Source organism: Sphingomonas sp. BL2 (assembly GCF_056680015.1).
In genome coordinates, this window is sequence record NZ_CM155261.1 from 490141 (window position 1) to 511255 (window position 21115).

The 21115-nt window shown below is 65.2% G+C and carries 16 protein-coding genes and 1 pseudogene; 8 read left to right on the top strand and 9 right to left on the bottom strand.

Annotated features, from left to right (window positions below; genetic code table 11):
• Nucleotides 1-7: 7 nt before the first annotated feature.
• Nucleotides 8-2377, bottom strand: a complete 2370-nt coding sequence (locus AC1ME3_RS02120) for a glycoside hydrolase family 3 N-terminal domain-containing protein (protein ID WP_480955738.1) — start codon at nucleotides 2375-2377, stop codon at nucleotides 8-10.
• Between the two features lie 154 nt (nucleotides 2378-2531).
• Between AC1ME3_RS02120 and AC1ME3_RS02125 the strand changes: the two genes are divergently transcribed.
• A complete protein-coding gene (locus tag AC1ME3_RS02125; RefSeq protein ID WP_480954646.1) occupies nucleotides 2532-4655 on the top strand; it encodes an alpha-glucuronidase family glycosyl hydrolase in 2124 nt (707 codons plus the stop codon).
• A 36-nt stretch (nucleotides 4656-4691) separates the two neighbouring features.
• Nucleotides 4692-6833: a GDSL-type esterase/lipase family protein gene (locus AC1ME3_RS02130; protein WP_480954647.1), complete on the top strand. Its 2142-nt coding sequence runs from the start codon at nucleotides 4692-4694 to the stop codon at nucleotides 6831-6833.
• A gap of 39 nt (nucleotides 6834-6872) precedes the next feature.
• On the opposite strand, the gene ppdK is transcribed toward AC1ME3_RS02130, so the two are convergent.
• The 3 genes from ppdK to AC1ME3_RS02145 all read right to left on the bottom strand — a co-directional run bounded on the left by ppdK (nucleotide 6873) and on the right by AC1ME3_RS02145 (nucleotide 13039).
• Nucleotides 6873-9536, bottom strand: coding sequence for a pyruvate, phosphate dikinase (ppdK, locus tag AC1ME3_RS02135; RefSeq protein ID WP_480954648.1), 2664 nt, complete (start codon nucleotides 9534-9536; stop codon nucleotides 6873-6875).
• Nucleotides 9537-9627: 91 nt separating this feature from the next.
• Nucleotides 9628-11967: a glycine--tRNA ligase subunit beta gene (gene glyS, locus AC1ME3_RS02140; RefSeq protein WP_480954649.1), complete on the bottom strand. Its 2340-nt coding sequence runs from the start codon at nucleotides 11965-11967 to the stop codon at nucleotides 9628-9630.
• Between the two features lie 232 nt (nucleotides 11968-12199).
• A complete protein-coding gene (locus AC1ME3_RS02145; RefSeq protein ID WP_480955739.1) occupies nucleotides 12200-13039 on the bottom strand; it encodes a glycine--tRNA ligase subunit alpha in 840 nt (279 codons plus the stop codon).
• Nucleotides 13040-13225: 186 nt separating this feature from the next.
• On the opposite strand from AC1ME3_RS02145, the gene AC1ME3_RS02150 reads away from it, so the two are divergent.
• The 4 genes from AC1ME3_RS02150 to AC1ME3_RS02165 all read left to right on the top strand — a co-directional run bounded on the left by AC1ME3_RS02150 (nucleotide 13226) and on the right by AC1ME3_RS02165 (nucleotide 16669).
• Nucleotides 13226-14137, top strand: a complete 912-nt coding sequence (locus AC1ME3_RS02150) for a TraB/GumN family protein (protein WP_480954650.1) — start codon at nucleotides 13226-13228, stop codon at nucleotides 14135-14137.
• A 455-nt stretch (nucleotides 14138-14592) separates the two neighbouring features.
• A complete protein-coding gene (locus AC1ME3_RS02155) occupies nucleotides 14593-15291 on the top strand; it encodes a 50S ribosomal protein L25/general stress protein Ctc (RefSeq protein WP_120301055.1) in 699 nt (232 codons plus the stop codon).
• A 206-nt stretch (nucleotides 15292-15497) separates the two neighbouring features.
• Complete coding sequence (gene pth / locus AC1ME3_RS02160; protein WP_120301056.1) at nucleotides 15498-16067, top strand: aminoacyl-tRNA hydrolase; 570 nt, start codon at nucleotides 15498-15500, stop codon at nucleotides 16065-16067.
• Entirely contained in the window at nucleotides 16064-16669 is a 606-nt protein-coding gene (locus tag AC1ME3_RS02165) for a TIGR02466 family protein (RefSeq protein ID WP_133020586.1), read from the top strand. The genes pth and AC1ME3_RS02165 overlap by 4 nt, the downstream gene beginning before the upstream one ends.
• 307 nt (nucleotides 16670-16976) lie before the next feature.
• Here AC1ME3_RS02165 and AC1ME3_RS02170 read toward each other — a convergent pair whose 3' ends face one another.
• Entirely contained in the window at nucleotides 16977-18041 is a 1065-nt protein-coding gene (locus AC1ME3_RS02170; protein WP_480954651.1) for an NAD(P)-dependent alcohol dehydrogenase, read from the bottom strand.
• Between the two features lie 329 nt (nucleotides 18042-18370).
• Between AC1ME3_RS02170 and ychF the strand changes: the two genes are divergently transcribed.
• Complete coding sequence (gene ychF, locus AC1ME3_RS02175; RefSeq protein WP_056047251.1) at nucleotides 18371-19468, top strand: redox-regulated ATPase YchF; 1098 nt, start codon at nucleotides 18371-18373, stop codon at nucleotides 19466-19468.
• A 23-nt stretch (nucleotides 19469-19491) separates the two neighbouring features.
• Here ychF and AC1ME3_RS02180 read toward each other — a convergent pair.
• From AC1ME3_RS02180 to AC1ME3_RS02195, 4 genes and pseudogenes are all read right to left on the bottom strand, one after another.
• Nucleotides 19492-19599 (bottom strand): annotated as a pseudogene (locus AC1ME3_RS02180) (excalibur calcium-binding domain-containing protein); the annotation flags it as partial.
• Between the two features lie 107 nt (nucleotides 19600-19706).
• The gene (locus AC1ME3_RS02185) at nucleotides 19707-19892 is read right to left on the bottom strand and encodes a hypothetical protein (protein ID WP_480954652.1); all 186 of its coding nucleotides are present in this window, start codon (nucleotides 19890-19892) and stop codon (nucleotides 19707-19709) included.
• A gap of 107 nt (nucleotides 19893-19999) precedes the next feature.
• Nucleotides 20000-20224, bottom strand: coding sequence for a hypothetical protein (locus AC1ME3_RS02190; RefSeq protein ID WP_480954653.1), 225 nt, complete (start codon nucleotides 20222-20224; stop codon nucleotides 20000-20002).
• A gap of 124 nt (nucleotides 20225-20348) precedes the next feature.
• Nucleotides 20349-20588 (bottom strand): hypothetical protein, encoded by a 240-nt coding sequence (locus AC1ME3_RS02195; protein WP_480954654.1) that lies wholly within the window; start codon nucleotides 20586-20588, stop codon nucleotides 20349-20351.
• A gap of 124 nt (nucleotides 20589-20712) precedes the next feature.
• Here AC1ME3_RS02195 and AC1ME3_RS02200 point away from each other — a divergent pair, with 124 nt between their 5' ends.
• Nucleotides 20713-21066, top strand: a complete 354-nt coding sequence (locus tag AC1ME3_RS02200) for a hypothetical protein (protein ID WP_480954655.1) — start codon at nucleotides 20713-20715, stop codon at nucleotides 21064-21066.
• Nucleotides 21067-21115 lie beyond the last annotated feature (49 nt).

Below are 21115 nucleotides of genomic sequence, written 5' to 3' on the forward strand. Positions count from 1 at the left end.
GGGTCCTTCAGGCGATTTCGAGGATGGCGGATTTCAGCTGTGCCGAACTCGGCCCGGCCATGATCGTGAACAAGCCCGGCTCGACGACCTCGCGCATGTCGACGTCCCACAGCGCGAACGCGTCGGGGCCGAGCGTGAAGCGCAACGTCCGCCGCTCGCCGGGCGCGAGTGTTACGCGTTCGAACCCCTTCAACTCCATCACCGGTCGTGCGACCGACGACACTTGGTCGCGCACGTACACCTGCACGACCTCGTCCCCGGCGCGCTGGCCGATATTGGCGACGTCGACCTCGACCCCGACGCTACCGGCGATCCCGATCTTCGCCGCCGACAGCCGGGGTGCGCTCACGTCGAAGCGCGTGTAGCTGAGCCCGTGCCCGAACGGGAACAGCGGCGCCGTCTCCGCGAACAGATAGCCGCGCTGCGTCGACGGCTTGCGATTGTAATAGAACGGCACCTGCCCGACTTCGCGCACCACCGTCACGGGCAGCTTGGCGCCCGGATTGATCCGCCCGAACAGCGCCTCGGCCATTGCGGTGCCGCCCTCCTGCCCCGGATACCAGCATTCGAGCACCGCGTTTGCCTTGGCCATCACGTTAGGCCAACTCGGCGGACGGCCGTTGATCGCCGCGATCACGATCGGCTTGCCCAGCACATGCAGCGCGTCGAACAGCGCGTTCTGCTCACCGAGCAGGTCCAGCGTGGTGCGGTCGCCGAGATGATTGGCCGAGAACCCCTCGCGGCTGGTCTGCTCGGTATCGCCGATCGCGAGAATGATCGTATCGGCCCCGCGCGCGACCTCGACCGCCTCGGCGATCAGCGCGCGGTTCTTGGCAGGATCGGCGAGCAGCACCGCGTCCTGCGACCGGTCCTCGCTCTGCGTGATGAACACGCCCTGCGCATGGACTATCGTCGCCGCGCCGCCGACCAGTGCACGCACGCCTTCGAGCAGCGACACCGTCTGCCTCGGCGGCGCGGAATAGCCGCCGAGCCGCGCGATCGCCGCATTCGGGCCGATCACCGCGATCTTGCCCTTCGGCGCAAGCGGCAGCGTGCCATCGTTGGTCAGCAGGCACATCGATTGCCGCGCGGCCTCCAGCGCAACGCCGCGCGCTTCCGCGTTACCGGTCAGACGAGCGGCGGCGCGGGGATCGACCACCGGCTCCTCGAACAGGCCGGCACGGAACTTCAAGGCCAGCATGCGCGCGCAGGCGGCGTCGACCTGCGCGATCGGCACCGTCCCCGCCCGCACCTGCGCGGGCAGCGTGCGATAGGCCAGGCCATCGGGCAACGCACTGTCAACGCCCGCCGCTAGCGCCAGTTTCGCCGCCCCGTTCAAATCGCGCGCGACGTGGTGGATCGTGTCGAGCTCCTCGATCGCGCCGTAATCGCTGACGATCGCTCCCGAAAATCCCCATTCGCCACGCAGCACGTCGCCGAGCAGCCAGTGGTTCGCATGGCTCGGCACGCCGTCGATCTCGTTATACGATGGCATCACCGCGCCGATCCCGGTCCGCGTCACAACCGCGCGGAACGGCGGGAAGAAACTCTCGCGCAGTTCGCGCTCGCCGATCGGAGCGGGACCGATATTGTTGCCCGCCTGGGGCTGACCGTGGCCGGTCATGTGCTTTAGCGTCGCGAAGACCTTGCCGGGTGCCAGCGTCGTGCTGTCGCCCTGCAGCCCCTCGACCGCGGCGACCCCCATCTCGCCGCACAGATACGGGTCCTCGCCGAACGTCTCCTCAATCCGTCCCCAGCGCGGGTCGCGCGCGATATCGACGACCGGCGACAGCGAGAGGTGGCTGCCGTGCGCGCGCACTTCGCGGCCGATAATCGCCTGTCCGCGGCGCATCAGGTCGCGGTCGAAGCTGCCTGCCATGCCGATCGCCTGCGGGAACATCGTCGCGTCGGGCGCCATGTAGCCATGCAGCGATTCCTCGTGGAAGATCATCGGGATGCCAAGCCGCGTCCCCCGCGCCCAGCGCTGAACCGCGTTGACGAACGCAATCGTCGAGGCTGTCCCGCGCCACGCGGCCCCGGTGCCGCCGGCCGTCACCGCGACCGACGGGCCGCCGCGCTTGTCGGACGGTCGCGTGACCTGCCCGAAGCCCGCCGGATACGCCGCGGTCGTGCGCGCCGGATCGAAATCGAGCCCACCCGGCACCATCACGTCCGCCTTGGTCGCCCATAAAGAAATGGTCTGGCCAACTTTCTCCTCCAGCGTCATCCGCGCCATCAGGTCGCGGACCCGAAGATCGATCGGCGCGCGGGGATCGCGATAGGTGGGTGATACGGTAGCGGCGTACGCAACGCCGGGAATGAGCCCTGTAATGGATACCGAGCCGAGCAGGCCGAAAAGGTCGCGCCGGGTCGGCATCATGGTCGGCGCGCTCCCTGCTGTCTTCGTACCGGCCAAGATTATCTCCTATTGTGAAACGCGGCATTGCTGTCGAAGCCGTCGTCGTGATAGCGATAACATGGCTGATCATCCGCGATCCTGTCAATGTGGTGCGGAACGGCGGGAGAGGATTATGACGATATTCGGCCGATGGATCGGTAAGTTCGTGCTTCTGCTGGGAGCGATAATTGGTTTGACCGGACCCGCGCAGGCTGAGGACGGTTATGATCTCTGGCTGCGATATCCGACTTTGGCGACGACAGGTGCGCGCGGCGCAACCACGATCGAGGCGCGCGGCGATACGCCTACGCTCAAGGCGGCAGCGGCAGAATTACGGCGCGGAATGGGTCTGTTCGGCACCAGCACGCTGCCGATCCTCTTAGCTACCGCCAAAGATCGCGAAGTCGCCGCGCTCCGCCTGCCAGTGGCAGCGCTCGGCGAAGAGGGATACCGCGTCGGACGAGTCACACTCGGGTCCCGCCGCGTGCTGCTCGTCACCGCCAACACCGATCGCGGCGTACTCTATGGCAGCTTCGCGTTGCTGCGACATCTCCAGACCGGCGGCAGCGTCGACCGAATCGACGTGACCTCGACCCCGCGCGTGAAGCTGCGCGTGCTCAATCACTGGGACAATCTAGATGGGGTGGTCGAGCGTGGTTATGCCGGCGCGTCGCTGTGGGACTGGTGGACGCTCCCCGATTTCCGCGACCCGCGCTACACCGACTACGCGCGCGCCAACGCCTCGATCGGGATCAACGGCACCGTCCTGAACAACGTCAACGCGAAGGCGGAGAGCCTGACAGCGCCGTATATTGCCAAGGCCGCTGCGCTGGCGGACGTGTTCCGGCCGTACGGGATCAAGGTATATCTGTCGGCACGGTTCTCGGCGCCGATCGAACTCGGTGGCCTCAAGACCGCCGATCCGCTCGATCCGCAAGTCGCGGCGTGGTGGAAGGCGAAGACCGACGAGATCTATCGCAGCATTCCCGATTTCGGCGGCTTCCTGGTCAAGGCGAACAGCGAGGGGCAGCCTGGCCCGCGTGATTACCACCGCAGCCACGCGGACGGCGCCAACATGCTCGCCGCCGCGGTCGCACCGCATGGCGGGATCGTGATGTGGCGCGCATTCGTCTATGCCGAGACCGACCCCGATGACCGCGCGAAGCAGGCTTATACCGAATTCAAGCCGCTCGACGGCAAGTTCGCGCCGAACGTCATCGTTCAGGTCAAGAACGGTGCGATCGACTTTCAGCCGCGCGAGCCGTTCCACCCGCTGTTCGGCGCGATGCCCAAGACCCCGCTGATGATCGAGTTCCAGATCACCAAGGAGTATCTCGGCTTCGCGACGCACCTCGCCTATCTCGGGCCGCTGTTCGCCGAGACGCTCGGCAGCGAGACGATGCGGACGCCCGGCGAAACCGTGGCGAAGGTCGTCGACGGTTCGGTGGAAGGTCATAGACTTACCGGCATGGCGGGCGTGGCGAATATCGGCCGCGACCGCGACTGGGCGGGCTCCACCTTCAACCAGGCGAACTGGTACGTGTTCGGACGGATGGCGTGGGATCCGACGCTCGGCGCCGCACCCGTCGCGCGCGAATGGGCGGCGATGACGTTCGCGCCCTCCCCCGTCGTCGTCGATCCGGTGGTCGCGATGATGATGGGATCGCGCGAGGCGGTAGTCGACTACATGACACCGCTCGGCCTCGCGCACGTCATGGCGACAGGCCATCATTACGGCCCCGGTCCGTGGGTAGCCGACCTCAAGCGTCCGGAATGGAACCCGGTCTATTACCACCGTGCCGACAAGGCGGGGATCGGCTTCGACCGGACCAAGACCGGGAGCAACGCGGTTGCGCAATACGCCCCCGAGCTTGCCCGCAAACTGGCCGCCCCTGCGACTACCACTGAGCGCGACCTGCTGTGGTTCCACCATGTGCCTTGGACGTACCGGACGAACTCGGGGCGATCGGTGTGGGCGGAAATGGTCCATGATTACGATGCGGGCGTGGGCTACGTGGCCGGCATGCGTCGGCAGTGGGACGGCGTGAAGACCGAGGTCGATGCCGAGCGCTGGGCAAAGACCGCGACGTATTTAGCGGTCCAGGAGCGCGAGGCGCGCTGGTGGCGCGATGCCAGCCTTGCCTATTGGATGTCGGTCAACGGCCTGCCGCTCCCGGCAGGGGCCGCGGCGCCAGCGCATGACCTGGCATGGTACAAAGCGCAGCGCTTTCCGTACGCGCCCGGCAACCCGCAATAGCTGCGCGCTGACACTGGATAAGAGGACGAGGATGCGATGATGAGACGGTGGCCGGTAGCGCTGGTGTTGGGCGCCCTGATCGTGACGGGTGCGGGCGCACGGGACGCTGCGCCCGCACGAGACGCGCATTGGATCGCGACATGGGGATCGTCGCAGATGATCGCCGAGGGTGACAATGCGCTCCCTGCCGATCGGGCCGGTGCGATCACGCTGCGCCAGGTGGTACGGGTCTCCGCCGGCGGCGAACGCGTACGCATCCGGCTCTCCAACGCGTTCGGCACGCGCCCACTGGCGATCGGTGGGGCGCACCTTGCCCGGCCGGTCGCTCCTGGCACGCCACGGATCGAAGGCGGCGCCCGGCTGACCTTCTCGGGGCGGAGCGACGCGGTAATTCCGGCTGGCGCGGAGATCTATAGCGACCTGGTCGCGTTCCCCGTCGCGGGCGGTGCCGATCTTGCGATCAGTCTGTATTTGCCGGACGCTGCCAGCCCGCAAACCGGCCACCCCGGCTCCCGCGCGACGAGCTTCACGCTGGCAGGCAACGCGGTGGCGGATGCGACGCTGGCGGGCGCGACGCCGACGACGCATTGGTATGCGCTCGCGGACGTCGAGGTCGCCGCGGCACCGACGGCGGGTACGATCGTGGCGATCGGCGACTCGATCACCGACGGTTACGGCGTGAAGCCCGAGCGCAACACTCGCTGGACCGACGTGCTCGCGCAGAGGCTTCGCGGAACTACGGCAAAACGCGCGATCGGCGTCGTCAATGCGGGGATCGGCGGCAATCGCGTTCTGCTCGACGGACTTGGCCCAAATCTCCTCGCGCGTTTCGATCGCGACGTGATCGCGCGCAGCGGCGTGCGATGGGCGATCGTGCTGGAAGGCATCAACGACCTTGGCGTCCTGACCCGCGAGGTACCCGCCACGCCTTCGCAACATGCCGCGATCGTCGCGCAGATCACAGCCGGCTTTGCGCAGGTCGTCGCGCGTGCGCATGCTCACGGGATCAAGGTGATCGGCGGGACGGTGATGCCGTTCGGCGGCAACACCTATTATCATCCCACTGCGGAGAACGAAACAGATCGGCAGGCGGTCAACACGTTCATCCGCACGTCCGGGGTGTTCGACGCCGTCATCGATTTCGACCGGTTGATGCGCGACCCGGCGCATCCCGACCGGCTGTCCCCCGCGTATGACTCCGGTGACCATCTGCACCCGTCGGAGGCTGGATATCGGACGATGGGCGAGGCCGTACCGCTGAGCCTGTTCGGTAATTCCCGCGCGTCGAACCGGTCTCGATCGGTGATCGGCGTTGCGGCGCCGGTGCCGGTCGGCCCCTCGAACCGCGCGGACAAACGTCCTGCCATTGCGATCACCTTCGACGATATTCCTGCTCATGGGCCGCTGGTGCCCGGACAGACTCGGGTGGATGTGATCCGGGCGATTACCGGGGCGCTAGCAGCGGCGAAGGCGCCGGCGTTTGGGTTTCTGAACGCGGGGTTCGGGCTCGATGCGCCGGACGATGCTGCGAGGGCGATAGCGGCGTGGCGCACTGCCGGACTACCGCTTGGCAATCACACCTATTCGCATGCCAACCTCGACAAGGTCGGCGCGACTGCGTTTGCCGCCGATGTCGTGCGGAACGAGGGGCCGCTTGCCGCCGCGGCGAAGGGGACCGACTGGCACTGGTTTCGGTATCCGTTCCTTTCGGAAGGGAGTTCGCCGGCGATGCGCGACGCTGCCCGCGCCGACCTGCACGCTCGGGGTTATCGGGCGGCGGCGGTGACGATGAGCTTCAGCGATTTCAACTGGAACCCGGTTTATGCTGCTTGCTCGGTCAAGCGGGATGTGGGTGCGATCGCCAAGCTGGAGGCTAGCTTTCTCGGCGATGCGCGGGCTGCGGCGTTGGCGGCACGGGCGCGGGCCAAGGCTCAGGTGGGACGGGATATACCCTATGTCCTGCTGATGCATGTCGGGGCGTTCGATGCGCGGATGTTGCCGAAGCTGCTCGCGCTGTACCGCGAGATGGGGTTCCGTTTCGTGACGCTGCCCGAGGCGGAAGCCGATCCCTATTATGCGCGGGCGATCGACCTTTCGAGGCCGGGGCCGACGCCGTCGCTCGCCGGTCCGCCTACCATACCCACGCTGGTAGGTCCGCCGGCGGGTCTGTGTAGCTGACTACCCTCTCTCCCGCGGATCGGGAGAGAGGGGTTTGCGTCACTTCTTGTTGAGCGCCGCCTGCGCCGCCGCAAGGCGGGCGATCGGGACGCGGTAGGGGCTGGCCGAGACGTAATCGAGGCCGACCTTTTCGCAGAACGCGATGCTCGCCGGGTCGCCGCCGTGTTCGCCGCAGATGCCGAGCTTGATGCCGGCCCGCGTTTTGCGGCCGCGTTCTGCGGCAATCTCGATCAGTTCGCCGACGCCCTCGACGTCGATGCTGACGAACGGGTCCTTGGCGTAGATGCCCTGCTCGACATAGGCGCCGAGGAAGCGCGAGGCGTCGTCTCGGCTGACGCCCAAGGTGGTCTGCGTCAGGTCGTTGGTGCCGAACGAGAAGAACTCGCCGACTTCCGCGATCTCGCCGGCCCGCAGTGCTGCGCGCGGAAGTTCGATCATCGTGCCGACGAGATACTCGATCATGCGGCCCTTTTCGGCGAACACGGCTTGGGCAGCCTTGTCGACGACGACCTTCATAAGTTCCAGCTCGCGGCGGGTGGCGACCAGCGGGATCATGACTTCGGGGATCGGGGCCGCGCCGGACTTCTCCGCGACGTCGACCGCCGCCTCGAAGATCGCGCGGGCCTGCATCTCGTAGATCTCGGGATAGGTCACGCCGAGACGGCAGCCACGGTGGCCGAGCATCGGGTTGAACTCGTGCAGTTCCGCCGCGCGACGCTTGAGGGTGTCGACGTCGACACCCGCCGCGGTCGCGACTTCGGCGAACTCGGACTCCTCGTGGGGCAGGAACTCGTGGAGCGGGGGATCGAGCAGGCGGATCGTCACCGGCAGGCCGGCCATGACCTCGAGTATCTCCGTGAAGTCCTTGCGCTGTTCGGGGAGCAGCTTCTCCAAAGCGACGCGGCGGCCCTTCTCGTCCGAGGCCAGGATCATCTGGCGTACGTTGGTGATGCGGCTGCTCTCGAAGAACATATGCTCGGTGCGGCACAGGCCGACGCCCTCGGCGCCGAATTCGCGGGCGACGCGGCAATCCTCGGGGGTCTCGGCGTTGGCGCGGACCTTCAGGCGGCGGACCTCGTCGGCCCACACCATCAGCGTCGCGAAATCGCCCGACAGCTCGGGCTGCACGGTCGCGACCGCGCCGATCATCACTTCGCCGGTGGTGCCGTCGATGGTGAGCAGGTCGCCCTCCTTCACCTCACGGCCGCCGCAGCGCATGATCTTCGCCTTGGCGTCGATGGAGAGCGTGCCGGCGCCGGAAACGCAGGGACGGCCCATGCCACGGGCGACGACGGCCGCGTGGCTCGTCATCCCGCCGCGTGCGGTCAGGATGCCCTTCGCTGCGTGCATACCGTGGATGTCGTCGGGCGATGTCTCGGTGCGGACGAGGATCACGGCCACGCCATCGGCGGCCTTCTTCTCGGCGGCATCGGCGTCGAACACGACGGCACCCGAGGCTGCACCCGGCGAGGCGGGGAGGCCCTTGGTGAGCACGTCACGGTGCGCCTTGGGATCGAGCGTCGGATGGAGCAGCTGGTCGAGCGCCATCGGCTCGATGCGCAGGATCGCTTCCTCGCGGGTGATCAGACCTTCGTTGGCCATGTCGACGGCGATCTTGAGCGCAGCCTTGGCGGTGCGCTTGCCGGCGCGCGTCTGGAGCATCCAGAGCTTGGTCTTCTCGACCGTGAACTCGATGTCCTGCATGTCGCGATAGTGGTTTTCGAGCGTGTCGAACACATCCGCGAGCTGGTGATAGACCTCGGGCATCGCCTCTTCCATCGAGGCGGGCTTGGCGCCGGCGTCTTCGCGCGCGGTCTTGGTCAGATACTGCGGCGTGCGGATGCCGGCGACGACGTCCTCGCCCTGCGCATTGATCAGGAATTCGCCGTAATAGGCGCGGTCGCCCTTCGACGGGTCGCGCGTGAACGCGACGCCGGTCGCCGACGTGTCGCCCATGTTGCCGAACACCATCGCCTGGATGTTGACCGCGGTGCCCCAGCCGCCGGGGATGTCGTTGAGCCGGCGATAGACTTTCGCACGCTCGGACTGCCACGAGCCGAAGACGGCGCCGACCGCGCCCCAGAGCTGGTCGTGGACGTCCTGCGGGAAGGGCTTGCCCCAGAGCTTCTCGACGAGGCCCTTATACTCCGCGACGAGTTTTCGGAGATCGTCGGCCGAGAGTTCGGTGTCGAGCGTGAAGCCCTGGTCTTCCTTGGCGATCTCCAGCGCTTCCTCGAACGCGCCGTGATCGAGTTCGAGGACGACGTCGGCGTACATCTGGATGAAGCGGCGATAGCTGTCCCAGGCGAAGCGCGCGTCCTCGGACTTGGCGGCGAGGCCTTCGACGGTCTGGTCGTTGAGGCCGAGGTTGAGAACGGTGTCCATCATCCCCGGCATCGAGGCGCGGGCGCCGCTCCGGACAGAGACGAGCAATGGGTCGGCGGGATCGCCGAACTTTTTCCCCGTGACGCCCTCGATGTGCGCGAGGCCGGTGGCGACTTCATCGCGCAGGCCTTGCGGGAACTGGCCGCCTTCGTCGTAATAGACCGCGCAGAAATCGGTCGAGATCGTGAAGCCCGGCGGGACCGGCAGGCCGATCGACGCCATCTCGGCGAGGTTCGCGCCCTTGCCGCCGAGCAGGTTCTTGTCGCCCTTGCCGCCATCCGAAACACCGCCGCCGAAGCGATACACATATTGGGTCATGGTCGGTCCTCTAAGTGTTTGTTTTTACCCGCAAGACGGCGCGGAAGTGCACGAAGTGCAGACGCTGGGAGCATCTGCACTTCGCCTCAAATCACCCCTCGATCTTCGAGAAATCCGCGACGTTGTGCACTGCGGCGCGGACTCGCTCAAGTAGCGCGAGACGAGCGGATCGCTTGGCGGGATCGGAATCGTTGACGATAACGCTATCAAAGAACGCGTCGATCGGCGCGCGCAGCGACGCGAGCGCGGCCATCGCGGCGGCGAAATCCTCGCGTGCGATCGCGGCCGTGGCGCGGGGTTCGGCGGAGTCGAGCACGGTCATCAGCGCGGTCTCTGCGGGTTCGGGGGTGTAGGACAGCGTTTCCTGCTCCTGCTCCCTCTCCCCTGCGGGGAGAGGGTTGGGGTGAGGGGCAGTACCGGGCGCTGCATTGCTTGGCAGCCCCTCACCCCTACCCTCTCCCCGCAGGGAAGAGGGAGCAGAAGGGGCTTCCTTCTTGAGGATATTGGCGGCGCGCTTGTAGCCGGCGAGCAGGTTCGTGCCGTCCTCGGTGGTCACGAACGCCTGGAGCGCATGGACGCGCGCGAGCAGGCGGACGAGATCGTCCTCGCCACCGAGCGCGAACACCGCGTCGATCAGGTCGTGACGAACGCCGGCTTCGCGTTGCTGGACTTTGAGGCGGTCGGCGAAGAAGTCGAGGAGTTTCATATTTCTTGAAACTCGGCTCGCGACCTCTATCGAGTTTGGCAGATAGTCACCAGAAAGCACGTTGCCCTTCTCATGACGAGATGCGCTTAAGAGAAGGCTATGCTCAATTTGAAAACGGGCACCAATTATTTTGAATAGCGGCAGCCTTATATTGTTCGATTCTGCGATCGATAGTACGCCTAGTGCTGCACGCCGAAGAGCAAATGGATCCTTCGAGCCGGTTGGCAAAAGCTCGACTTCGAAAAATTCTATTAGCGTATCAAGCTTGTCCGCCAAGCTTACCGCCACCGTTACCGGGTCGGTGGGGACGTCGTCGCCTTGGCCGACCGGCTTGTAGTGGTCGCGGATGGCGGTGGCGACGGATGGGTGCTCGCCTTGCGCTGCGGCGTAGTAGCCGCCCATCAGGCCTTGCAGCTCGGGGAACTCGCCGACCATGCCGGTGACGAGGTCTGCTTTTGCGAGGCGGGCTGCGCGGTCTGCGTGGGTAGCCAACTGCTCCCTCTCCCCTGCGGGGAGAGGGTTGGGGTGAGGGGCTGTTCCGGGGGTGGCGCTGCTTGGCAGCCCCTCACCCCGGCCCTCTCCCCGTAGGGGAGAGGGAGCAGAAGTGACTATGCCCTCTTCTACCAGCCAGCGGGCGAGCTTCGCTACGCGGTCGACCTTGTCGGCGACCGTGCCGAGTTTTTCGTGGAAGACGATCTTCGACAGCTTGTCCGCCTGCTCTTCGAGCGGGACCTTGAGGTCGGTGTCGTAGAAGAACTTGGCATCCGACAACCGTGCGGCGAGGACCTTGCGGTTGCCCTCGACGATCTTCGCGCCGCCGTCGTGCGCGGCGATGTTAGCGGTACAGACGAACGCGTTCGCCAGTTTCCCGTCGGCCCCGCGGCAGACGAAATATTTCTGGTTCACGCGCGCCGTGAGCTGGATCACCTCGGGCGGGACGTCGAGAAACGCGGGGTCGAACTGGCCTAGCAGGGGAATCGGCCATTCCGTCAGGCCGGCATTCTCCGCGACGAGTCCCTCGTCCTCGATCAGTTCGAGGCCGGCCTGCGCGGCTGCTTCGCGGGCGTGATCGCGGATCAGCGTGGCGCGTTCGTCGTGGTCGACGATGACGTGGCAGGCGCGCAGTTTCTCGACATAGTCGTGCGCGCCGCCGATGGTGATCTGGTACGGGTGGTGGAAGCGGTGGCCGAGCGTGGCGGCGCCGCTGGCGATGCCGGCGATCTCGAACGGCACGATCTCTTCGCCGAGCAACGCGACGATGCCTTGCAGCGGGCGGACCCAGCGGAGCGATTCGGTGCTGGCGGAGGCATCGCCCCAGCGCATCGACTTCGGCCACGGGAACGCGCGGACGATCGCGGGGATCGCCTCGGCCAGAACGGCGGCGGTGGCGCGGCCGGGCTTCTCGGTGACCGCGAAGAGCGTGCCATTGCGGTCTATCAGTTGCTCGCGGGTTAGGCCGGTCTTGCGGAGGAAGCCTTCGAGTGCCTGCGGGGGTGCGGAGGTCTTGGGGCCCTTGGTTTCCTCGGAGACGGCGGCGGTCTCGAGCGGCAGGTCGCGCGCGATCAGCGTCAGGCGACGCGGGGTCGCGTAGGTGACGATGGCGCTGGTGGCGATGCCGGCCTTGGCGAGCTCGGCGGTGAACAGCCTTGCGAGGTCTTCACGCGCCTTGGACTGCATCCGGGCGGGGATTTCTTCGGAGCGGAGTTCTAGGAGGAAGTCGGTCATTTGGGTTCGCACGCGAAGAAGAGAGAAGGGGTTTCGCGCAGAGGCGCAGAGGCGCGGAGGAGAAGGGTAGAAGAGAAGGTTGGAGCGGTTGCGCTGCGCGCGACCAAGTGACGCCGCAGGCGTCTTTGAACATGCCGAAGCCGGATTGCCGGTCGATATACCGACGGCCCTGCCTTCTGCTCCGCGCCTCTGCGCCTCTGCGCGCAAAAACCTTCTTGTCGACGAACAGCCATCACGCCGCCCATCCGTGCTTGTCCATCCAGGCGGAGCAGGCGCCCTTCGCGAGGTCTCGGACGCGGCCCATATAGGCTTGGCGTTCGGCTACGGAGATTACGCCGCGGGCTTGGAGCAGGTTGAAGATGTGGCTGGCTTTGATCGCTTGCTCGTAGGCGGGGATCGGGAGTTTGGCGGAGAGGCTGTTCTCGCATTCCGCTACGTGTTTGCGGAACTGGTCGAACAAGGAGTCCGTGTCGGCGATCTCGAAGTTCCACTTCGACATCTCCTGCTCGTTCTCCAGGAATACGTCGCCGTAAGTGACCCCGGCGTCGTTGAAGGCCAGGTCGTAGACCGAGTCCTTGTCCTGGATGTACATCGCGAGGCGCTCCAACCCGTAGGTGAGTTCGCCGGCGACGGGCTTCATGTCGAAGCCGCCCATCTGCTGGAAATAGGTGAACTGCGTCACCTCCATGCCGTCGCACCAGACCTCCCAGCCGAGACCCCAGGCGCCGAGCGTCGGGCTCTCCCAGTCGTCCTCGACGAAGCGGATGTCGTGCTTCAGCATGTCGATGCCGATCGCCGCGAGGCTGCCGAGGTAGAGTTCCTGGAGATTGGCGGGACTCGGTTTCAGGATGACCTGATACTGATAGTAATGCTGGAGCCGGTTGGGGTTCTCGCCATAGCGGCCGTCGGTCGGGCGGCGGCAGGGCTGGACGAACGCGGCGTTCCACGGTTTCGGGCCGAGCGCGCGGAGCGTCGTGGCGGTGTGGAAGGTGCCTGCGCCCATTTCCATGTCGTAGGGCTGCAGGATCAGGCATCCGTGTTCACTCCAGTAATCGTGGAGCGTGAGGATCATGCGCTGGAAGCTAAGAGGCTTTGTCACGGATTGGGTCACGCGCGGGCTTTGGCTCAAGAGCGGCGAGGAGGCAAGGTAGCTGTAGGTTGGCGTGGGGTTTGTTGCGCAACAGCTAAGGGCTGTAGATCGCACCATGTATGCATATGTAGCGTTTGTTGCGCATCATATCCCACAGAAGGACGTTCGTTGAAGCTTGCTCCCATTCGCGCCGCGCTTTCGGCGTTGGCCCTATCCCTTGCCCTCCCCGCCTGTGCGCAGACTGCGCCTAAGCCTGCGGCTCAGGCCGCGAACGATGCCGATCCGGCCTTGTGGGTGGTGAAAGACGAGGACACGACGATCTACCTGTTCGGGACGATCCATGTGTTGAAGCCGGGCATGACGTGGTTCGACGAGGCGGTGAAGACCGCGTTCGATCGCTCGAACCAAGTGGTGCTGGAACTGGTGATGCCCGATCCTGCCAAGATGCAGTCGCTGGTGATGGCGACGGGGGTGTCTAAGGACGGCCCGACGCTGACCGAGCAGCTGCCCGCGGACAAGCGTGCGGCGTATGCGAAGGCGGTGACCGATCTCGGGCTGCCGGCGAATGCGTTCGATCGGTTCAAGCCTTGGCTGGCGGCGACCAACCTGTCGATCGCGCCGCTGTCGAAGCTTGGCTATGATGCGGCGAACGGGCCCGAGCAGGTGATTACGGCGGCGGCCAAGGCTGCAGGGAAGCCGGTGATCGGGCTGGAGACGGCGGAGCAGCAGCTCGGGTATTTCGGCGGGCTGTCGCAGTCCGCGCAGATCCAGTTTCTGGGGAGCACGATCGACGAGTTGCCGAAGCTGGAGACGACGATGGCGACGATGGTCGACGAGTGGGCGAAGGGGGATCCCGAAGCCCTCGCTAAGGAAATGAACGATAGCTTGAAGGACTCGCCGGAGGTGGCGAAGGTGCTGCTGGTGGACCGCAATGCGCGGTGGGCCGAATGGGTCGCCAACCGGATGAAGTCGCCGGGGACGGTGTTTATCGCGGTCGGTGCGGGGCATCTGGCGGGCAAGGATAGCGTGCAGACGCAGTTGGCCAAGCTTGGGGTGAAGGCGGAGCGGGTTCGGTATTGAATCGCGCCGCCGGTTGTTGATCAATCAACGAATCGAGCGTATATATATCTAACCAAACGTCATGGTTTCTACCTTGAGATACGAACCCCCGTCATGTCAGTGGCGGGGGTTCAATTGTTTTGGAAATCTGGCGTTCGGAGGCCGAGTGTCAGCCCGACCTCCTCCCGGCACGTTTACTTGTGGCGATTCACTTCGACGACCTTCAGTATGAGGGTCGCAAAAGCAAACAGCACCATAAGCAAGACGCACACGTCGCCAAACGTCATGGTTGTGCTCCTCGAGAACTGGCGAGATTGCCAGCGGTCAAAGCGTAGCAGGTATCGGCAGGATGCAGGCACCTTCCCCGCAACCGTTGTTTTTTGCACGAATCTCCGCTATGCGCCCGCGCTTCCGGTCCATGGTCATCCCTGGAGGCGTGGGCGGGAAGGACAACAAACGAGTTTCGGAGAATATTGATGAGCGACCAGTTGACGCTCGCAGCCGAGACGCGTGACCGGGTTGGCAAGGGAGCCTCCCGGGCGCTGCGTCGTGATGGCCGCGTGCCTGCCGTGATCTACGGCCTGAACCAGGAACCAACCTCGGTTCACCTCGAGGAAAAGGCGCTGATGAAGGCGCTGATGACCGGCCACTTCATGAATTCCGTGGTGATGGTCAACGGCGTGCGCACGCTGCCGAAGGACGTCTCGTTCCACCCGGTTTCGGATCGTCCGATCCACGTCGATTTCCTGCGCATCGGCGAGCATTCGACCGTCACCGTCGCGGTGCCGATCGCGTTCACCGACGAGGACGACGCACCGGGCATCAAGAAGGGCAAGGGCGTCCTCAACATCACGCGTCACGAGATCGAACTGGTCGTCGACGCTTCGGACATCCCGAGCGAGATCACGATTTCGCTCGCCGGTCTGGAGATCGGTGATTCGATCCACATCAGCGACGTGAAGCTGCCCAAGGGCGCGACGCCCGCGATCGACGACCGCGACTTCGCGATCGCCACGATCGTGCCGCCGACCGTGCCGACCGTCGAGGACGAAGAGCTCGAGGCTGAAGTCGCCGAGGCACAAGCTGCCGAGGCTGCTTCGGACGAAGAGCCGGTCGTTGAGCCGAACGACGATAACAACGACGACGACAAGATCACGCCGCAGAAGAAGGACTGAAGGTTCAGCCCTTCGTCTTAGGATGATCTGGCGGGCGGGAAAGCTAGGGCTTTCCCGCCCGTTTCGTTTTATGGGGCTGCCCCTTACTGTTCCCTCGCGAACGCGGGGGTCCAGGATCAAGCAGCGCCGCCGCCCGTTACCCTGGGCTCCTGCGTTCGCAGGAGAACACGGTTACGTGGCCGACGCGGTCTTTTGGAGAATCACACGTGCAGATCTGGGCGGGACTCGGCAATCCGGGGGCGCAATATGCGATGCACCGGCACAATGTCGGGTTCATGGTCGCCGACGCCATCGCCGAGGTGCACGGCTTCGGCGCGGTCAAGAAGCAGTTCCAGGGCTGGACGCAGGAGGGGCGGATCGGGTCGACCAGGATCCTGCTGCTGAAGCCGGCGACCTTCATGAACGAGAGCGGCCGTGCAATCGGCGAGGCGCTGCGCTTCTACAAGCTCGGCGTCGAGGCGCTGACGGTGTTCCACGACGAACTCGATATCGCGCCGTTCCGCGTGAAGGTGAAGACCGGCGGCGGGACCGCGGGACATAATGGCTTGCGCTCGACCGACCAGCATCTGGGGCCTGAGTTTCGGCGCGTGCGGCTGGGGATCGGACATCCGGGACACAAGGATCGCGTGACCGGCTATGTGCTCGGGAATTATGCGAAGGCCGAGATCGAGCCGTTGAGCGACATGCTCGGCGCGGTCGCGGCGGAGGCCAAGTGGCTGGCGGAAGGCGACGACGTCCGCTTCATGAACGATGTCGCGTTGAGGATGCAGCCATGACCACCCGTTCCTTGTTTGCCACGCGGTTCTATGAGGCTGATCTCGGCGACGACGATCTGGTCGAGGAACTCGAGGACGCCGCGCTCGAACTGGCGAAGGCCGATCGCGCCGGGGTCGCATGGTCGAAGGCGCATGGGTATCGCGGGTACACGTCGTACGCGTCGCTGAACGACCTGCCGTTGCGCGATCCGCGGTTCGGGGATCTGGTTCGGGTGCTGAACAAACATGTCGCGCAATTCGCGAAGGATTGCGCGTTCGATCTCGGCGGGCGGAAGCTGAAGCTGGATAGCCTTTGGGTGAACGTACTGAAGCCTGGGGGCGCGCATTCGGGGCATATCCATCCGCATAGCGTCGTGTCGGGGACGATGTATGTGGCGATCCCGGAGGGGGCCGGGGCGCTGAAGCTGGAGGATCCTCGGTTGCCGATGATGATGGCGGCGCCGACGCGGCTGGAGGATGCTGCGGAGGATCTTCGGACGTTCGTTTATGCCGAGCCTAAGCCGGGGAGTGTGTTCTTGTGGGAGAGCTGGTTGCGGCATGAGGTTGTGCCGAATGCTGCCAAGGGCGAGCGGATTAGTATCAGTTTCAATTATCGGTGGTGATTGGGTCGGACGGGCGCTGTGCTTCAAAAGGCACCACCCCGGCGAAGGCCGGGGCCCAGTTGGGAAACGTCGCTAACGGAGGACTGCCCCGCATCAGATTAGCCTTCCCACCTGAGCCCCGGCCTTCGCCGGGGTGGTTAGATTTGTAGAAGTGTTCGAAACCTTCTTACCCCCTCCCCTTCAGGGGAGGGTTGGGGTGGGGCTCGGCCTCATAGGTTAGCTTTCGTGGCACTGCCCCACCCCGACCCTCCCCTGAAGGGGAGGGAGCAGTAGGGCGGCACCCAACGCGCACGCCGCCCCTGCTCGGTCAGGCCGCCTTCATCGAGGCCATGTCGATGACGAAGCGGTACTTTACTTCGCTCTTCACCATGCGCTGATACGAGGGTTCGATCTCGTCCATGCGGATCATCTCGATGTCCGACACCAGACCGTGCTCGTTGCAGAAATCGAGCATCTCCTGCGTCTCGGCGATGCCGCCGATCAGCGAGCCGGCGATCGCGCGGCGCTTGAAGATCAGGTTGCCGACCGAGGGCGACGGATGCGCGTGCTCGGGGACACCGACCAAAGTCATCGTGCCGTCGCGCTTCAGCAAGGCCGTGAACGTGTCGAGGTTGTGGCTCGCTGCGACGGTGTTCAGGATGAAGTCGAAGCTGTTGGCGTGTTCGGCCATCGCGGCCTCGTCCTTCGACACGATCAGGTCCTTCGCGCCGAGACGCTTGGCATCGTCGCGCTTGTTGGGCGAGGTCGAGAAGACGTAGACCTCGGCACCCATCGCGTTGGCGATCTTGACGCCCATGTGGCCGAGACCGCCGAGGCCGACGATGCCGACCTTCTGGCCGGGGCCGACCTTCCAGTGCTTCAGCGGCGAATAGGTGGTGATGCCGGCGCACAGCAAAGGCGCGACCGCGGCGAGGTCGGCTTCGGGATGCGAGACCTTCAGCACGAAGCCTTCGTCGACGACGATCTTGTCCGAATAGCCGCCGAAGGTGTGGCCGCCGAGCACGGGATCGGGGCCGTTATACGTGCCGACGAAGCCGGTGGTCTCGCAATATTGCTCCTCGCCGTCCTTGCACGACGGGCATTCGCCGCAGCTGTCGACCATGCAGCCGACGCCGACGACGTCGCCGACCTTGAACTTGGTGACTTCGCTGCCGACCGCGGTGACGTGGCCGACGATCTCGTGGCCGGGGACGCAAGGGTAGAGCGTGCCTTCCCACTCGCCCTTGGCGGTGTGGAGGTCGGAATGGCAGACGCCGCAGAACGCGATGTCGATCGCGACGTCGGTCTTGCCGGGTTCGCGGCGTTCGAAGCTGAACGGGGCGAGCGGGGTTTCGGGGGATTGCGCGGCGTAGCCGTGGGCGGTCGTGGTCATGGATTTCCTGGGGATTTTTGGGGGAGAAGCACATGATAACCATCGACCGGCGACATCTCTACCGAGCGGTATGATAATTTTGCTGCGTTGCGGCAATCGAGTGGTTCGATCAGGTCGAGGCTAGCTGATCCTCCCCCGCGAGGGGGAGGTGGCGCGAAGCGACGGAGGGGGAGGAACCTGCCACGTCGGTTGCGCGGGCCTCCCCCTCCGTCAGGCAAGTGCCTGCCACCTCCCCCTGGCGGGGGAGGATTAAGGAAGAGGCGTCCTTGCTGGCCTTCCGCACCGCCCTGCCCTAAAGCGCCACCACATTCTTATACCAAGGGCATATCATGGGTTTTCGCTGCGGCATCGTGGGGCTGCCGAACGTCGGCAAGTCCACTCTCTTCAACGCGCTGACCGAGACGGCCGCGGCGCAGGCGGCGAACTATCCGTTCTGCACGATCGAGCCGAACGTCGGTAACGTCGGCGTGCCCGACAAGCGGCTCGACGCGCTGGCCAAGATCGCCGGATCGCAGAAGATCATCGAGACGCAGCTGGGCTTCGTCGACATCGCCGGCCTCGTGCGCGGCGCGTCGAAGGGCGAAGGGCTCGGCAACCAGTTCCTCGGCAACATCCGCGAGGTCGACGCGATCGTCCACGTGCTGCGCTGCTTCGAAGACGGCGACGTGACGCATGTCGACAACAAGGTCGATCCGATCGCCGACGCCGAGACGGTCGACACCGAGCTCATGCTGAGCGACCTGGAGAGCCTCGAGAAGCGCGTACCGAACCTCGCGAAGAAGGGCATGCAGGGCGACAAGGAAGCCAAGATCGGCGCCGCCGTACTCGGCCAGGCGCTCGAACTGCTCCGCGAAGGCAAGCCTGCGCGGCTGACCGTGCCGAAGGACGAGGACGAGGCGCGCGTGTTCGCGCAGGCGCAGCTGCTGACCGCGAAACCCGTGCTGTACGTGTGCAACGTCGACGAGGGCGATGCGGCGAACGGCAATGCGCTGTCGGCGCGGGTGTTCGAGAAGGCGAAGGCCGAGGGGGCGGAAGCGGTCGTCGTATCCGCGGCGATCGAGGCGGAAATCGCGACGATGCCAGCGGAGGATCGCGGCGAGTTTCTTGGCGAACTGGGGCTGGAAGAGACCGGTCTCGCGCGCGTCATCACCGCCGGGTACAAGCTGCTCCACCTGCTGACGTTCTTCACGGTCGGCCCGAAGGAAGCGCGCGCCTGGACCGTCCACGAGGGCGCGACCGCACCGCAGGCCGCGGGCGAGATCCACGGCGATTTCGAAAAGGGCTTCATCCGCGCCGAGACGATCGCGTTCGACGACTTCATCGCGCTGGGTGGGGAATCGAAGGCGCGTGAAGCGGGCAAACTGCGCGCGGAAGGCAAGGCGTATGTCGTCCACGACGGCGACGTGATGCACTTCCTGCATAGCTGAGGGTTCGGCGGCGGCGGGTTAGCTCAGCGATAATTTTCGCAGGCTATCCCGTCGCCGTCACCGTCCATGCCGGCACGATAGCCCGGCTGGCCACGGTGGAGCGGCGAGGCCCCTGCCGCCCGCACTTCGCGGCACCCGCGGTAGAATACCGAGCTTTCCGACTGGGAGCTGGTTGAAGGGCGGGCCGGTGGCGATGATCCAAAAGCCGGTCGAACGACGTTGTAGGGCTCGGCGTCTGCTACGCGTCGTGCAGGCGCGACGCGTGCCGCCGCACCACCGGCGGCGCGGCAATCACCATATCGGGGACCGCCTTGGTATCGACGATAGCCGGGGCAGGAATCGGCTGCGGCTCAGTGGCTTTCCAGACACCGGCAAACATCAATGTCGAGGCGATCGCCGTGACCGCGATAAAGGAACGCTCCATGACGCCACTATACGGGCGTACTGGTTGACGAATATTTATCGGTGGTTGCCGCCTCAGGGGCGAGACAGCAAAGACGCGATGTCTGCTATGGAGAGGGTAGCGGACATTTACTGTGTAGCGAACGCTTGCCGCAAACTGGCGCGATAGCGCTCAACTTCTGCCTCGGCAGCAAGGCGTTTCTTCTTTGCATCTTGCCATGCCCACGCGAGACCAAGCGGCATGATTAACATCGGCAGGAAAGCCGGTAGCGCCTGCGGTAGGTCCAAGGGAAAAGCAACGTAGAACCACAGCGCTATAAACGCGCCGAACGAAATGATGCTGAAAGTCGCCATTGCCCGTTCTCCTAATCGGCTTGGAGCAGTTGGTGGCACGAAGGGCCGGAAGACTGGCGGCGAAAAGCTCATTTGACAGATTGTGCCTAAATCTTTCGCCCCGCGCAACGTCAGCCATTGGGCGCTAGCCGTCGGTCTTGGTATGGTCAGGCAAGGCCAGCGGCCGTCTTGCGGCTTTGCGACCTGCAGCGGCGACGATGACGGCGCTGGACAGGAGGATGCTGGATACGAGGGCACCGACCGATAGCAGGCCGACGGTTGTTACCGAGGCGTCGAAGGTGGTGCGCTTGCCGATCCGGATCGAGACTTTGGCGGCGGGGGCGCTCGGGGTTTTGGTTCGTTCGGGGTGCGTTGGGGTCTTCATGCGCCGAGGCTGAACCTTTCACGGCTTTCGGGCAAGTCGCCGATTTGGTGCGGCTGTGGCTTTGGCGGGTTCGAGCAACGACTGCGAGGTTGTGGCGGGTCGTGCGGGGGGTTAGACCGGCGGCATGCTCGCGCGCCTGATCCTGGCTTTGCTCCTTGCTGCGTTTGCGTTTCCTGCGGTGGCGCCGGCGGCGTGTCATGATGCGTCTGCTTCGCGGGGGCATGACGTCGTCATGGACATGGCGGCGATGGGCGGGACGCACGCGGCGATATCGGGCCATCGGCCGGATCACGAGGCGCCCCACCGGAAGGCTACGCCGCTGCATGGGTGCATCGGATGCGTGCCGCCTTCGAACTGGAATACCGCCCGGGTGCTCGGCGTGGCGTTGCGGGAGCCGGCTATGGTGACCGACCGGGCGGCGGTGCTGGATCTTGGGGCTGGCGTCGCGCCGGCTTTGCGGCCTCCGCGGAAGGCGTGATCTTCGGGTGCTGAGGCACCGTGATTTTCAGGCTTTTCCAAGGATATAA

Coding starts and splice junctions, on each gene's coding strand:
- ychF (WP_056047251.1), top strand. CDS start 18,371: ATGGGTTTTCGCTGCGGCATCGTGGGGCTGCCGAACGTCGGCAAGTCC.
- glyS (WP_480954649.1), bottom strand. CDS start 11,967: ATGACCGACTTCCTCCTAGAACTCCGCTCCGAAGAAATCCCCGCCCGG.
- AC1ME3_RS02200 (WP_480954655.1), top strand. CDS start 20,713: ATGCTCGCGCGCCTGATCCTGGCTTTGCTCCTTGCTGCGTTTGCGTTT.
- AC1ME3_RS02155 (WP_120301055.1), top strand. CDS start 14,593: ATGAGCGACCAGTTGACGCTCGCAGCCGAGACGCGTGACCGGGTTGGC.
- AC1ME3_RS02125 (WP_480954646.1), top strand. CDS start 2,532: ATGACGATATTCGGCCGATGGATCGGTAAGTTCGTGCTTCTGCTGGGA.
- AC1ME3_RS02195 (WP_480954654.1), bottom strand. CDS start 20,588: ATGAAGACCCCAACGCACCCCGAACGAACCAAAACCCCGAGCGCCCCC.
- AC1ME3_RS02185 (WP_480954652.1), bottom strand. CDS start 19,892: ATGGAGCGTTCCTTTATCGCGGTCACGGCGATCGCCTCGACATTGATG.
- AC1ME3_RS02145 (WP_480955739.1), bottom strand. CDS start 13,039: ATGATCCTCACGCTCCACGATTACTGGAGTGAACACGGATGCCTGATC.
- AC1ME3_RS02170 (WP_480954651.1), bottom strand. CDS start 18,041: ATGACCACGACCGCCCACGGCTACGCCGCGCAATCCCCCGAAACCCCG.
- AC1ME3_RS02130 (WP_480954647.1), top strand. CDS start 4,692: ATGATGAGACGGTGGCCGGTAGCGCTGGTGTTGGGCGCCCTGATCGTG.
- AC1ME3_RS02190 (WP_480954653.1), bottom strand. CDS start 20,224: ATGGCGACTTTCAGCATCATTTCGTTCGGCGCGTTTATAGCGCTGTGG.
- ppdK (WP_480954648.1), bottom strand. CDS start 9,536: ATGACCCAATATGTGTATCGCTTCGGCGGCGGTGTTTCGGATGGCGGC.
- AC1ME3_RS02120 (WP_480955738.1), bottom strand. CDS start 2,377: ATGCCGACCCGGCGCGACCTTTTCGGCCTGCTCGGCTCGGTATCCATT.
- AC1ME3_RS02165 (WP_133020586.1), top strand. CDS start 16,064: ATGACCACCCGTTCCTTGTTTGCCACGCGGTTCTATGAGGCTGATCTC.